Here is a 13,367-nt window from a genome sequence, read left to right on the forward strand (position 1 = left end):
CTCGCTCGCTTGGTGGTGCTAAACATTCGTAGTAACATGCGCAAAAACTAAGAAAGCAATCTAAAGCCAATCTATGAGTTCAAATCACCAACCTATTCGCGGAGCAGTATGGATGCTAGCGGCTGGGGCGTCGTTCGCGCTTGTAAATAACATTGCGCAAGTGGTCAGTATTAATCATCAGATGCCGTCTACTATGGTCGCACTGATCCAGTATGCAATAGCGCTCGTCGTGATACTGCCTTACCTCAGTTCGCTTGGGTTAAGACATTCACTAAAGACACAACATTTCTCTAAACACCTTTTTCGAGTCTTTCTCTCTGTCATTGGTATTCAGCTATGGATGTGGGCGCTCGCCTATCCAGTGCCTATTTGGCAAGGGATCGCCTTGCTAATGACATCACCTTTATTTGCAACCCTTGGTTCAGGGCTATTGCTTAAAGAGAATGTTGGTCCTGCTCGCTGGCTGGCCACTTTGTTTGGCTTTGTCGGGGCAATGATCATACTCGAGCCCTGGGCGGACGATTTTAGCTGGGCAACGCTACTGCCAGTCGGTGCTGCTTTCTTTTGGGCGTGCTACTCTTTGATGGTGAAACACTTGTCTTCGGAAGATTCACCTTCAACCATGGTGGTCTACCTACTGCTTTTGATCACACCATTTAACTTGTTTCTAGCCGTACCCGAGTGGTCTTTGCCTAGCTCAGCTTGGGTATGGATACTTTTAATAGGCGCAGGTGCGCTCACCGCGTTGGCACAATGGGCAATTGTAAAAGCCTACTCCGTCGCTGACGCTTCATTCGTACAACCGTTCGACCATGCCAAACTGCCTATGAATGTGCTCGCTGGATGGATTGTATTCGGTTGGGTACCACCGGGACGCCTCTGGTTGGGTGCTGCAATCATTATTGCTTCTGTCGCGTTCATTACCCACTGGGAAACGTCTAAACGAGCAAAGTAAAAAATATTTTGCTCTGAATGAAATAAAAACCCGTAACCAAGGTTCTACTCTATAAATGGATGAATTAAGAGGCGAATAACATGGCACAACCAATCAAACTCACTCTATATCGTTGGGCAGGGAGCTGGGGACCATTCAAGGTCAACATTCCGTGTGGTGAATGTACGCTCACAAAAGACATTCTTACTGATACCTTTGCTAACGAGCTCGACGGTATTCCTATTGAACTTGAAGTGAAAGATTGGCTGTCTCACTGGTGGGAGCCTCTTAAAGCAGGATCATGGCATGCTCCAATACTGATGGTTGAAGGTAAAGTCGTCAGTCAGGGAGAAGCCTTAAACCGCGGTGTTCTCGTGCAGTCTGTGATTCAGGAGTGGACCAAGCGCGATACCTTACAAGGTAACATTGTCTACGGTAAGGCGACCTGCCCTTATTGCGTGAAAGCCAAGAATATGCTTGATGAAGCAGGTATCCCATACACCTATTCAGATGTCGTTAAAGACAGTGCCGCTCTGTATCGTATGATTCCTGAGGTGAAAGCACATATTGGCCTGAAGACGCCAGTGACAGTGCCGCAGATCTGGTTGGAAGGGGAATATATTGGTGGTGCGGACAATCTAGAGAAGTGGTTGAAGGACCGCAGCCACGCTCAAACACCAGACAATGTTGTCGATTTTAGCGAGAAGAATGCTTCTTAACGCTTTGAAGATACAAACAAAAAGCCCGCAATATTAATTGCGGGCTTTTTTTGAATCCATTACTTTGCCAGTTTTTTCATCATTCGCTTAACGAACGACTTTTTCTTTGGCGTCGGCTTTCCATACATCATGTCATCGATCATTTTCTTTGCTGCTAGTTGACCAATATACGCAGAACCTAGTTCATAACTCATGATTGTTTCCCGATTAAAATGTAATTAACTTTCATCTGACTGTAATTTTATACCTAACAAAGAAAAAAACAAGACTTAAATCACACTTTTTTGTGGTTATCTTTCAAAAAGAGCCCCTTCTACGCGGCCGTCGATTATTCTAGACCTGATTCTGTCAATCAAACATTCTATCCATAACGATAGAAAACCAGAATTGTCGCCAACCAACATTCTGATCTTTAATACCCAAAAGAGGATTCTGACACTATTCCATTTTGGAATTTCCGTCTTTCCACACTTTCAACCGAATGTTTCCTATACTTCGGACATAGATAATTTGAGCCTTGAATTAATTGAGTCAGTGATACGACGCTAACAAGCAATGTGGATGCGCCCTTCTAGTCGCTCATTTTTTGTTATTCACTTGTTTTGCAAGGTTAAGTTAATGCTCTATCCAAACAGCAAAGATTGTCTCATTGTTGATAACTACCCAATCGTTAGGGAATCTATCGCTAAGATTGTCACCAGTATCGATGACATGAACTTAGTGCACCAAACCGCCAGCATTCAGACTGCTCTAAATCTGGTGAAAACGGGTAATATCGAACTGATCATTCTAGATGTGAACCTAGCAGAGGCTGACGGCTTTGAACTTATGCGTCGTGCCTACGCTGCTGGCTATAAGGGAAAAGCGATCTTCGTATCTAGTTACGGCTACCCGGTATATTCCGAAACCGCTTATAAGCTCGGTGCTAACGGCTATATTAGTAAATCTGAAGACACTGCGCTCATCCGTGATGCGATAGCAGGCGTTATGCGTGGCTACAATCTGTTCAAAACCGATTACAAGCAGCGCAGCCGTAACATTGTGTTGTCACAACGCGAAACGGTTGTGTTTAACTACCTCAAAAAAGGTTACACCAATAAACAGATCTCTGAGTTTCTATCATTGAGTGCTAAAACCATCAGTACTTATAAGTCACGTATTCTCGACAAGTACGAAGCGAACTCAATTGTAGAGTTATTGCATACTCAAGATGTTGTTCAAACACAGCCTGACGCGCCCATTGCTAACTTAGCACCTATGGTCGAAGCGCCAGTCGCCATGGTCTAGTTATAGTTTTGGTTTTTCTATTCGGGCAAGGAAGCCCAAATATTAAGCAATAGCATCGAGCACGGCTTGCTTGATAATCGTGTGAAGTTTTTGATGCAACGGATTTTGCCGATTACTCTGCTTAATACAGGTAACAAGCGGAGCATAAGTTTGCATATGCTCAGGGAAAGGCACATACCTGAAATCACTCTCATCCGTCATCAGATGCTTTGCTAACACCACTGAAGTATTCTCTTGGGTAACCATCTTTAATGCTAGCGAAAGGCTGTCCATTTTAGTTTGATAATCAAAAACAAGATCGTACTCAGCCATCTGTCTGATCAAACGATGATTGGTCTCATTCCAACCACGAATCTCAAAATGAATACAGGGATAATCAAATACATCTTGCCATTGATGAATATCACTCTGAGCACCAACGATTGCACCCATTTCAATGTTTAAAATCGAATTTTGATAAAGAGATTTTGAACAGTCCTCATTGAACATCTGAACCCCTATTTGCACACTGCCATCGAGGATCGATTGATAGGTGTCACGGCGCCATGTCGTAATGTGTATCATCGAGTTTTGAAAAACCGATTTAAGCGCCAATAGAATTTCGCCTCCAAAGCGTTCAATAGACAAATTGTCTAGCGCCACCGTAATGGGTTGGTCGTAACTTAACTCATCAAAGATGGGCCCTTTTTTCAGCGCAGTCTCTACTGAACGTAAACCACGCTGAATACCAGGCATAACTCGCTCCAAGTAATGCGTGGGCTCTAGTCCATCGCTACCACGTACAAATAGAGGATCACCCAGTTGCTCACGCAACTTTGCTAAGTGCTTGCTCACAGCACTTTCGGTCTTGCCCAGTTGAGCAGCAGCAATGGTTAGACTGCGGTATTCGTAGATAAGAACTAATACTTTCAATAAGTTATAGTCACGTTCTTTATGCATTTTTGGACTCCGACTTTAACAGTAAACGCGTTTTTCTCCGTTTATCTCGGTACAACAAGTTATCTGCTCTTTTGATGGCGGCATCCAAAGACTCTCCCCGCAGTACCTCTGTTACTCCAAAGCTGATACTGATAGTTAATGCTTTATCGCCAAAAGAGTGATTTTGAATATCGTTAGCGAACCGTTCTGCAAGTATCTCTGCTGTCTTGCCCGTACACCCAGGCAATAGCACTAAAAACTCATCGCCTCCACTTCTTACTAAGTAGTCACTCTCTCTGAAGTTCATTACCATTCTATTGGCGATATGAACTATCGCTTGATCCCCAGCATGATGACCATGTGTATCGTTTATCGGTTTAAGCCCATCACCATCGATCACTATCACAGAGAGCCCTTGTTTCTCTATTGCATATTTCAGGGCGCTATCTTTGAGGATGGCTCGATTATACAAGCCTGTAAGCTCATCTTTGCTGATCGCTATTTCTGCCAGTTCAAGCTTTTCACGCTTCACTCTTAGCTCTTCAAGCTTAAGCAAGACGTAAAGCATCACCACGATGAGACAGATAAGCCACCAGCTTGTATCAATGATCAACTTGCTGTAGGGAATTCGATAAACAAACTCAAGGTTGTCATCTATATCAAACTGGACGGAGAAGGCCGATTCATAGAATGGGTAACGAAGATTCTCTATGATAATTTGCCTTTTCTCATCCGTTCGCGTTGAGATATAGTCCTTGTTGTTGAGGAAAGGGAAGTAGCTCAGATAAATATCAACATTCACATCACCAACCATCACTTCTCCGTCATAAACAGGCGTCGACAAAGTAATGGTTTGTTGCTTAGTAATCGTGTCAAGGTAGATATCAGACGCAACAAGTCGATTTGCTAGGTCTTCAGCAGGCATGTAGAACGCACAATTTCGAGTCGCGACACACGCCTTCTTGGAGAATGCCTCTTTCACCTCTTGCGGCGACATGGCGAAGTCTTTGGAAGAGAGTAATTTTTTGCCCTCGTAAGATCGGTAATACAGGGCATGAGAATTGTCATTTGTTATCGCAGGCATGCTGTTAAACATTTTCTCAGCGGTCGCACCCACGACTTTTTCATTGTGAGTTAATGTCCGATCGTAGTGGTAATAGTATATTTGGCCACGCTCGAACTCCTCTACGTCGATCGTTTTCCCTTTATTGGCCTCTACTTGAGCTTCAAACAAAACGCCAATGAGATAAAGTGTCGATTTGTAGTCCTGAATAGATTTCGTCAGTAAGCGAAACTGGGCTTCTTCATTCTTGATGAGCTTGTCTTTGCTATGATAAACCCCCACTCCATATAGTAAAACCGACAAAAGCACGGATTTAAGCAGAATAAAAGTGTATTTTTTAGCGTGAGCTTGCATGCAAAAAGTATGAACCAATAGTGAAGTTAACGCTTTCAATTATCAGCCATTAGTCTTTTGTAATCAATAAGACGCCTTAGACTAACTCATATGCAAGAGGTCTGCTTCTATGTACCACTAAAGGCTTCGATGAGATGTGTAATACACGCTCGGATTCGATTGGGCTGAAACCTATCTTTATGATAGATAAGTGAAAGTGGTACATCTCGCACGCGCCAATCCTCAAAAACAGGCACAAGAATACCTTGTCGAATCTCTTCTTCACAGTACACGGAAGGTACTCTAATTAACCCCACTCCTTGCTTTGCGGCATTCACTAAAACCCGACCATTCTTACAATTCAACGCGCTTTCGATAGGGACTTCGATAGACTCTGCCGTGTGAACATGCTCAAAATGCCACTTTTTGACCGAGCCAGTGATGCATTTGTGTTCCTTTAGCTGCTTCGGATGAGTCAGTGCGGGGTTACTTGCAAGATATGCAGGGCTGGCTAAGGTTTGCATCTCTATCGTCGTCAATCGTCTGGCAACATAGCTAGCGTCGGCAAGATCGCCCATACGAATGGCGAGATCAAACTCTTCTTCCAATAAATCAACACGATGGCTGGAAAAATCCAATTCTATAGTGACATCAGGATACGCATTTAGAAACTGAGCGACAGCCACAGCGACCACTTCTTCTCCTAAGTAGCCTCCAACACAATTGATCTTGATATTGCCACGAATCGTCTCAGTATCATCGACTGCGGTATGGACTGCTTTATCTATCGTATGCAAAGCTTGATCGCAGGACGACAAAAAGCTCAATCCAGCATCCGTAAGTTTCATCGAACGCGTGGTGCGAATGATTAAACTGACGCCCATTTGTTTTTCGAGTGACTGAATTTGACGTGAAACATGGGAACGAGAAACACCAAGAGCCTCAGCAGCCTTAGTAAAGTTGCCCATGTTTGCCACAAGAACAAAAGCACGAATATCAAGCAGATTTATAGAAGAGTGATACATAGGTTGCGCGCGTATTGGGTATATTTCTATATTGTGTTCGCTGATGGGCAAATTGCAACTATTGTTAGCCTAAACAACTCACTTCTCAATTTTCAGTCAGTGCTACAAGAAAATAAAAGCCATTAAATATCCACTTTGGCCGCCAACCACCTCAAACCATTAAAAATAGAGCTCAGCCTCACTCAAGCCCACACGTGAGCCAGTTAAAATATTCAAACCCTAAAACAATAACAATATTAACAACTGGAAATACATCAATTAACTAGTTAGACACACCATTTTCTCATATGAAGATATTGTTTGTTCTAGATCATCAATATGCCGTACTGCACTCGTGCTACAAAACATTTATCTGTACAGTTCCTGACACATTTAGAAATAAATGGACGAACTTTTTAACAGTATCAGGGGAGATTTATGTTAGAACTGATGATCGGCCTAGTCGTCACCATCACCGTGGGCTATTTTATTGTTAAAGGCTATAAGCCCGCTGGCGTGTTGCTAACAGCGGGGATTTTCCTGCTGCTACTCACCGGTATTTTGGGGCACACTGTACTGCCAGCAAAGATTACGTCGACCGGGAATATGGTCACCGATGCACTGGAATACGTGAAATACATGCTTCAATACCGCGGTGGCGGCTTGGGCATGCAAATCATGTTGCTGTGTGGCTTTGCCTCTTACATGACGCACATCGGCGCGAATAACGTTGTCGTTAAACAATTCTCAAAGCCTCTGTCATTCATCACCTCTCCATACGTATTACTGGTTGCGGCATACATAGTAGCTTGTTTGATGTCTCTGGCTGTGAGTTCAGCAACAGGTTTGGGTGTACTCCTAATGGCGACGCTCTTTCCTATGATGACCGCTATGGGGATTTCTCGTCCAGCAGCTGTCGCGGTCTGTGCATCTCCTGCAGCGATTATCCTATCGCCAACTTCTGGCGATGTTGTGATTGCCGCTGAAAAGTCTGGCTTGGCTCTGGATGTGTTTGCTGTACAAACCGTTTTACCGGTTTCTATTTGCGCCATTATTGTCATGGCAGTCGCTGCCTTTTTCTGGAACAAATACCTAGACAAGAAAGACAATACGCCAATGGAGCGCGTTGATGTCTCTGAGATGGAAGTAAACGCGCCAGCTTTTTACTGTGTGCTGCCTTTCCTACCAATTATCGGTGTCTTTCTTTTCAACGGCCGTACAATCCCGGGGTTAACTCTCGACATCTATACTATTGTGGTCGGTTCTATTTTCCTGGGCGCGCTTGTTGATTTCGTGACCAAACGCTTCAACGGCAAACAAACATTGGAAGATCTCGAGTCTTGTTACCAAGGTATGGCAGACGCATTCAAAGGCGTTGTCATGCTATTGGTCGCGGCGGGTGTATTTGCGCAAGGTCTGATGTCTATTGGCGCTATCGATAACCTACTGCACCTGGCGGACAAAGCTGGGGCTGGCGGTATCGCGCTTATGCTTATCCTAACGGGCCTAACTGTTGCCGCAGCCATCGCCACTGGCTCAGGTAATGCTCCTTTCTACGCATTTGTAGAGCTTGCGCCGTCATTGGCAGCAAAAATGGGACTTAACCCAGCGTTTCTTATCATCCCGATGCTTCAAGCTTCGAACTTGGGTCGAACCATTTCACCGGTTTCGGGTGTTATTGTTGCAACATCGGGGATGGCACAGATCTCGCCTTTTGAGGTTGTAAAACGCACGTCTGTACCTGTGATCGCGGGTTTGATTACGGTGATTCTTGGTACTTTAGTCTTGGTACCAATGACCGTTTAGCACTCAAACTAAAGGGGGCTTGTGCCCCCTTTTCGCAATATCTAGAATGCTTCACCCACGGATAAGTGAAGTGTGCTTTCCTCTGGTCCTCGAGCTACATCAAGTCGGATATTCATTTTCTTTTGCTCGACGGGTTGCCACCTAAGACCAACGCCTTTGGTCACGACAGTACTCTGGCTTAAGATATCTTGCTCCGCTTCAGCGGTCTTACCAAACCCAACAAAACCAACTAGACCAAATCGCTCCAAAAACGTCCAACGCCCCTCGAACTGCGCTTGCACAATATTGTCATTTCTATAGCGACCATGGTTAAAGCCTCGCATTTGAAGTGTCGGTTTCTCATAAAACGGTACATCACCTCCACTGGTCATTCCGGTTAATTGAGAAGCAATGACTAAGTCATTTCTGACACTCCAGTAGTTACTTGTCGATAGCTTGCCTATATTGTAGTTACCATCCCCACCCCAATTTTGTCCGTAATCCATATAGCTAAACTGGGTATACCAACCTTCAGTTGGGTAATAGTTATCGTCACGAGTATCGTAGTGTATGACGGCACCAAGACCGCCAGATTTTACCCGTTCTTCTTCAGGCCAAAATTCATTCAATTCACGAAAGTTAATGTCAGTTTGCATATAGTTGTATTGGGGACCTATATACCAATGGGAATCAAAGACTTGAAACAGGGCTCGTAACATCACGCCACTCATCTTCATGTCGTACTTGAGTGGATTACCTGCAAATATAGGATCGTTACCGTCTCCATAGTACTTGAGTTTCAGATCACCATGGAAAATCCCACCGGTGTATCTCACTGAGTCGTCTTTTAATGCCCCGTCATGAAAGGCACCAACTAGCCAACTCTCGGTAGAGGTATACATGCCGATAATGCCGGATGTGTCATTATGAGCTTTTGAGCCAGGCTCTTTAGCATGCATATAGAGCCCAACTAACTGCACACCTGTACCCAGTGTAGGGTTTGACATTGGAATGGGTAAGGCGATAAACCCTTGTTTCTCCTCATTGGTTTTACTAGTGCTATCTACTTTGGATTTTTTATCATCAACATGGTCTTTATATTCTGCCGCGATAGCAGACCATGAAGGTACGCTCAAAAGTCCTAGTAAAGAGAGGAAAGAAGTACGCCTTAAGCATTGACTAATAAGGTGATTTAACATTAACAACATCCATGTATACAGTTCATTAACCAGTATACACTGAATGCTTTGAAGCGCTAACGCTTGGCCGCCAGTCCAATCATTTAATTGAATATCCCAAACGCCACCTAAGCCATTGAGAAAAAATCGATAAATTAAATAGAAAAATTTCTCGCAAATTCATCCATAAAGCATTTCAAGACGTACTAAGCTTTTGATGACAAATGTCAGACAAAAGGGAAAACAATGAAAACAACACTCAAAGGACTTACCGTCTGTGCAGCATTAATGGCGCCTGTCGCATTAGCGGGCGAACATGTTATCTACAACGTAGATGGCGAACCGTATGAAGGCTACTGGGCTAAAGTGAGCAATACCGCTCCGCTCGTACTCTTAGTACATGATTGGGACGGTTTGACCGAATATGAAGAAAAGCGTGCAGAAATGCTCAACGAAATGGGTTACAACGTGTTTGCTGTGGATCTATTTGGGCAAGATGTACGCCCAACAAAAGTTGAAGACAAAAGGCAGCATACTGGCGAGCTCTACAAAAACCGCGATAAACTCCAAGCCTTGATGGCGGCAGGATTAGCGGAAGCTGGTAAGTTAGGTGGCAACCTCGACAATACGGTTGTCATGGGCTACTGCTTCGGCGGTGCAGCAGCGTTAGAGTCAGCACGCGCAGGTATGAACGCAAGAGGCTTTGTGACCTTCCACGGCGGTTTGAAAACGCCAGAAGGCCAAAACTATGCACAAACTAAGGCACCAATCATGGTTTTACACGGCACGGCTGATTCAGCAATCCCGATGTCCCAGTTTGCAGGCTTAGCGGTTGAGCTCGAAGAGAGCGGCATTAAACATGAGATGATTACCTATAGCGGTGCACCGCATGCGTTCACCGTATTTGGCTCAGATCGCTACCGTGAAGACGCAGACAAGAAGTCTTGGATGGCATTCACTGGCTTCTTAGAAGAGAAGACCGGCGTTAAGGCTATGTAGCTAATTGACTCCATTTAGCTATTCTTAAACGCCAAAAATAGAAAACCCAGGATCACTCCTGGGTTTTTCTTATTTAATTACGAGATTGCTTTTAGGCTGGGTTCTTAGCCTTGAACAGAATCGCGTACATAACTGGGATAAACACCAGTGTTAGAACGGTCGCGAAGCCAAGACCAAACATCACCGTAATGGACATGTTTACGAAGAACACATCGCTTAGCAGAGGGATCATACCTAAGATCGTTGTACATGCCGCCAGCATAACCGGACGCATACGAGAGATCGAAGAATCAATAATCGCATCGTAGATAGGTTTCTCTTCTGCCTGCATGTCGATTTCTTCGAGGAGTACGATCGCATTTTTAATCAATAGACCTATCAGACTCAATGCACCCAGTAGCGCCATAAAGTCGAAAGCGCCATCAAGTAACAGTAGACCCGCTGTGATACCGATAATCGCAAGTGGCACCGTGATCCAGATAATCAGTGGCTGACGAACCTTACCGAATAGCAACACGACAACTATGATCATCATGATGAATGACACTGGAATCGCGCTAAATAACGCGCCTTGTGCTTCTGCAGAGTCTTCATACTCACCACCCCAGTCCATCGTGTAGCCTGGTGGTAGCTCGATCGCTTCAATTTGAGGTTTCAATCGCTCGAACAGCGGTGCTGCTAGCTCACCGGTTGGGTTAGCTGATGCTATGATGGTTGTTAGTCGATCACGACCACGAATCATGGCATCTTCCCAAACCGTCTCAAAACCAACGACTACCTGAGCGATTGGAACCGTGCGTTCAAGTACAGGACTGTATACTTGAGCATCCATCAACTGAGATACGTCTTGACGCTCACTTGCATCCGCTCGGAAGTAGATTGGCAACAAACGCACACCATCGCGATAGATACCGACTTGAGTACCCTCACTAGCTGCACGCAGTGACGCAGTAAGCTCAGTTCTCGTCACACCTAACTGGCGTGCTACCTGCTCGTTAAAGATAGGCTTGATGAGCTTAACTGGTTGACGCCAGTCATTACGTACTTCTTTCGCGCCAGGATCCGCATGCATAATTGCTTCAGCCTGAGACGATAAATCACGGAGAACTTCAGGGTCGGGACCTGCAAATCGAGCTTCGATCTTAGAGTCACGTCCAGGACCGATACGAAGACTCTTAATCTTCGGCTCGATGCTTTCTATATTGTCCGTCATAAACTGATCAATTTTCGTTTGAAGATCCGCGATCATCTCACGGTTTTCGGTACGAACAATGATCTGCCCATAAGCTTTAGTTGAGTCTTGTGGTGTATATACCAGCGAGAAACGAGATGCACCGCCACCAATAAAGGTCGCTGTCCATTCAACACCTTCTTGTCCACGAACAAACTCAGCAACTTTGAGAGTATCGTCGCGGGTTTGATGAATATCCGTTCCTTCAACTTCCCAGATATCTACGAAGAACATCGGCGTATTCGCATTCGGGAAGAAGGCATTCTTAACGAAACCAAAGCCCCAAACGGCAGACACGAACATCGCAAGGATGACACCAATAGTTAGCACACGCTGCTTGAGTGCGAACTTAAGAATGCCTTTGTAGATCACAAAGCCAGCACCAGCGTAAGGATCTTTTTCTTCTTCACCTTCTTTCTTGTCATCTTTCTTAAGCAGAAGTGCACACAACAGTGGTGTTGTAGACACTGCCGTTACCCAACTTAGAGAAAGCGAAATTAGGATTACGTAGAATAGAGAACGAGTAAACTCACCTGTGTTACTCTGCGACATACCAATCGCCGCGAACGCAAGGATACCAACCGCAGTACCGCCGAGCAGTGCCCAACCATTCGCGCCAACCACTTCGCCAGCGGCCTTCATGGCCGGCATACCACGCTTGATCCGTATCATCATACCTTCGGCGACAACGATGGCGTTATCCACCAGCATCCCGAGCGCAATGATCAATGCACCAAGCGAGATTCGTTGCAGTTCAATGCCATATAGATGCATCAACGCTAAAGTACCTGCAACGGTGATCATCAGTACCGCACCGATAATAAGACCGACACGAAGTCCCATAAAGGCGAGAAGCACGACAACTACGATAATCAGAGCTTCAACCGTATTGGTCACGAACCCTGCTACCGATTGGTCTACTTCTTGAGGCTGGTTGTAGATGATATCCAGATTCATCCCAAGTGGGATCTGGTTTTCCAAGCTCGCTAGCTTGTCTTCGATCAATGCGCCCACTTCTACTACGTTACGGCCGCTTAGCATTGAGATACCAACGGTCAATGACGGCTTACCGTTAAAGTAGATAAGTTTGCTTGGTTGGTCGTCATACTCACGTGTAACTTTAGCAATATCACCGAGGCGAATGAGCTTCTTATCGTTACTTGAGATAAGCAGATCTTCGATTTCACTTACATGCTTGAATGAGCCCGTTGGCTCGATACGAATGTACTCTGGACCAACGCGGAATCGACCTGAATCAGATACCAAGTTCTGAGATTGAAGGAGATTTTCAATCGTCGCCATATCGATGCCAAGTTCAGCCATTTTCGTGCGAGACATCTGCACGTAAACCACTTCTTTTTGGTCACCATCGATAGAGACTTTGCGCACACCAGGAACGAGAACAAGCTGCTTCTTAAGATTATCAGCAACATCTTTTAGCTCTCGATAGGTGTATCCTTCGCCGTTAAGCGCCATGAAACCACCGTAAACATCGGCGAAATCATCGATGATTTGCGGCTCGCCAGCACCTGGAGGTAGTTTATGCTTGTTGTCCGCGATCTTACGACGAAGTTCATCATAGATGCCCGGCATTTCGGCAGAGGTATACTCATCTTTAAATTCGATGGTAATGTCCGAGAGACCTTCACGAGTCACTGAGCGCTTGATGCGCTTAACTTGACCAAGCAAACGTACCGCATCTTCGATGTGATACGTTACCTCATCGTACACTTCCTGAGGCGAAGCGCCTGGATAAGTGGTAATAATCTTGGCTTCTTTGATAGTAAACGCTGGATCCTCCAGTTTACCCATCTCAAAGTAGGCTAAGATACCGCCAATGGTCATCAACAGGACTAAGAGCCAACTGTTGACTTTATTCTTAACTGAATACTCACCTAAATTCATATAACTTCTCT

General features: G+C 45.0%; 11 protein-coding genes. 5 read left to right on the plus strand and 6 right to left on the minus strand.

What is annotated here, in order from left to right:
• Positions 1 to 73: 73 nt before the first annotated feature.
• Together J4N45_RS25465 and J4N45_RS25470 are read left to right on the plus strand one after the other, a co-directional pair.
• Positions 74 to 955: a DMT family transporter gene (locus J4N45_RS25465; RefSeq protein ID WP_252015393.1), complete on the plus strand. Its 882-nt coding sequence runs from the start codon at positions 74 to 76 to the stop codon at positions 953 to 955.
• A gap of 80 nt (positions 956 to 1,035) precedes the next feature.
• Positions 1,036 to 1,653: a glutaredoxin family protein gene (locus J4N45_RS25470; protein WP_252015395.1), complete on the plus strand. Its 618-nt coding sequence runs from the start codon at positions 1,036 to 1,038 to the stop codon at positions 1,651 to 1,653.
• A 59-nt stretch (positions 1,654 to 1,712) separates the two neighbouring features.
• On the opposite strand, the gene J4N45_RS27240 is transcribed toward J4N45_RS25470, so the two are convergent.
• On the minus strand, positions 1,713 to 1,847 hold the full coding sequence (locus J4N45_RS27240; protein ID WP_128649903.1) for a hypothetical protein: 135 nt from the start codon (positions 1,845 to 1,847) through the stop codon (positions 1,713 to 1,715).
• A 424-nt stretch (positions 1,848 to 2,271) separates the two neighbouring features.
• Here J4N45_RS27240 and J4N45_RS25475 point away from each other — a divergent pair, with 424 nt between their 5' ends.
• Complete coding sequence (locus tag J4N45_RS25475; RefSeq protein ID WP_252015397.1) at positions 2,272 to 2,940, plus strand: response regulator transcription factor; 669 nt, start codon at positions 2,272 to 2,274, stop codon at positions 2,938 to 2,940.
• A gap of 42 nt (positions 2,941 to 2,982) precedes the next feature.
• Here J4N45_RS25475 and J4N45_RS25480 read toward each other — a convergent pair whose 3' ends face one another.
• The 3 genes from J4N45_RS25480 to J4N45_RS25490 form a co-directional block, all read right to left on the minus strand.
• Positions 2,983 to 3,879 carry a LysR family transcriptional regulator gene (locus J4N45_RS25480; protein WP_252015398.1) on the minus strand — a complete coding sequence of 299 codons (897 nt, stop codon included), beginning with the start codon at positions 3,877 to 3,879 and terminating at the stop codon, positions 2,983 to 2,985.
• Positions 3,872 to 5,314, minus strand: coding sequence for a sensor domain-containing diguanylate cyclase (locus J4N45_RS25485; RefSeq protein WP_252015400.1), 1,443 nt, complete (start codon positions 5,312 to 5,314; stop codon positions 3,872 to 3,874). Before J4N45_RS25485 ends, J4N45_RS25480 begins: the two co-directional genes overlap by 8 nt.
• Positions 5,315 to 5,382: 68 nt before the next feature.
• Positions 5,383 to 6,279: a LysR family transcriptional regulator gene (locus J4N45_RS25490; protein WP_252015402.1), complete on the minus strand. Its 897-nt coding sequence runs from the start codon at positions 6,277 to 6,279 to the stop codon at positions 5,383 to 5,385.
• 417 nt (positions 6,280 to 6,696) lie between these two features.
• Here J4N45_RS25490 and dcuC point away from each other — a divergent pair, with 417 nt between their 5' ends.
• A complete protein-coding gene (dcuC, locus tag J4N45_RS25495; RefSeq protein ID WP_234496342.1) occupies positions 6,697 to 8,064 on the plus strand; it encodes an anaerobic C4-dicarboxylate transporter DcuC in 1,368 nt (455 codons plus the stop codon).
• A 41-nt stretch (positions 8,065 to 8,105) separates the two neighbouring features.
• Here dcuC and J4N45_RS25500 read toward each other — a convergent pair whose 3' ends face one another.
• A complete protein-coding gene (locus J4N45_RS25500) occupies positions 8,106 to 9,242 on the minus strand; it encodes a BamA/TamA family outer membrane protein (RefSeq protein ID WP_252015404.1) in 1,137 nt (378 codons plus the stop codon).
• Positions 9,243 to 9,467: 225 nt separating this feature from the next.
• Here J4N45_RS25500 and J4N45_RS25505 point away from each other — a divergent pair, with 225 nt between their 5' ends.
• Positions 9,468 to 10,220, plus strand: a complete 753-nt coding sequence (locus J4N45_RS25505; protein WP_252015406.1) for a dienelactone hydrolase family protein — start codon at positions 9,468 to 9,470, stop codon at positions 10,218 to 10,220.
• A 91-nt stretch (positions 10,221 to 10,311) separates the two neighbouring features.
• Here J4N45_RS25505 and J4N45_RS25510 read toward each other — a convergent pair whose 3' ends face one another.
• The gene (locus J4N45_RS25510) at positions 10,312 to 13,356 is read right to left on the minus strand and encodes an efflux RND transporter permease subunit (RefSeq protein WP_252015408.1); all 3,045 of its coding nucleotides are present in this window, start codon (positions 13,354 to 13,356) and stop codon (positions 10,312 to 10,314) included.
• Between the last annotated feature and the right edge of the window lie 11 nt (positions 13,357 to 13,367).

This window comes from Vibrio sp. SCSIO 43140 (genome assembly GCF_023716585.1).
GTDB classification, from domain to species: domain Bacteria; phylum Pseudomonadota; class Gammaproteobacteria; order Enterobacterales; family Vibrionaceae; genus Vibrio; species Vibrio maritimus_B.

Bases quoted from the DNA above. Each gene is read 5' to 3' on its own strand.
- J4N45_RS25465 (WP_252015393.1), top strand. From the start codon at position 74: ATGAGTTCAAATCACCAACCTATTCGCGGAGCAGTATGGATGCTAGCG.
- J4N45_RS25470 (WP_252015395.1), top strand. From the start codon at position 1,036: ATGGCACAACCAATCAAACTCACTCTATATCGTTGGGCAGGGAGCTGG.
- J4N45_RS27240 (WP_128649903.1), bottom strand. From the start codon at position 1,847: ATGAGTTATGAACTAGGTTCTGCGTATATTGGTCAACTAGCAGCAAAG.
- J4N45_RS25475 (WP_252015397.1), top strand. From the start codon at position 2,272: ATGCTCTATCCAAACAGCAAAGATTGTCTCATTGTTGATAACTACCCA.
- J4N45_RS25480 (WP_252015398.1), bottom strand. From the start codon at position 3,879: ATGCATAAAGAACGTGACTATAACTTATTGAAAGTATTAGTTCTTATC.
- J4N45_RS25490 (WP_252015402.1), bottom strand. From the start codon at position 6,279: ATGTATCACTCTTCTATAAATCTGCTTGATATTCGTGCTTTTGTTCTT.
- dcuC (WP_234496342.1), top strand. From the start codon at position 6,697: ATGTTAGAACTGATGATCGGCCTAGTCGTCACCATCACCGTGGGCTAT.
- J4N45_RS25500 (WP_252015404.1), bottom strand. From the start codon at position 9,242: ATGTTAAATCACCTTATTAGTCAATGCTTAAGGCGTACTTCTTTCCTC.
- J4N45_RS25505 (WP_252015406.1), top strand. From the start codon at position 9,468: ATGAAAACAACACTCAAAGGACTTACCGTCTGTGCAGCATTAATGGCG.
- J4N45_RS25510 (WP_252015408.1), bottom strand. From the start codon at position 13,356: ATGAATTTAGGTGAGTATTCAGTTAAGAATAAAGTCAACAGTTGGCTC.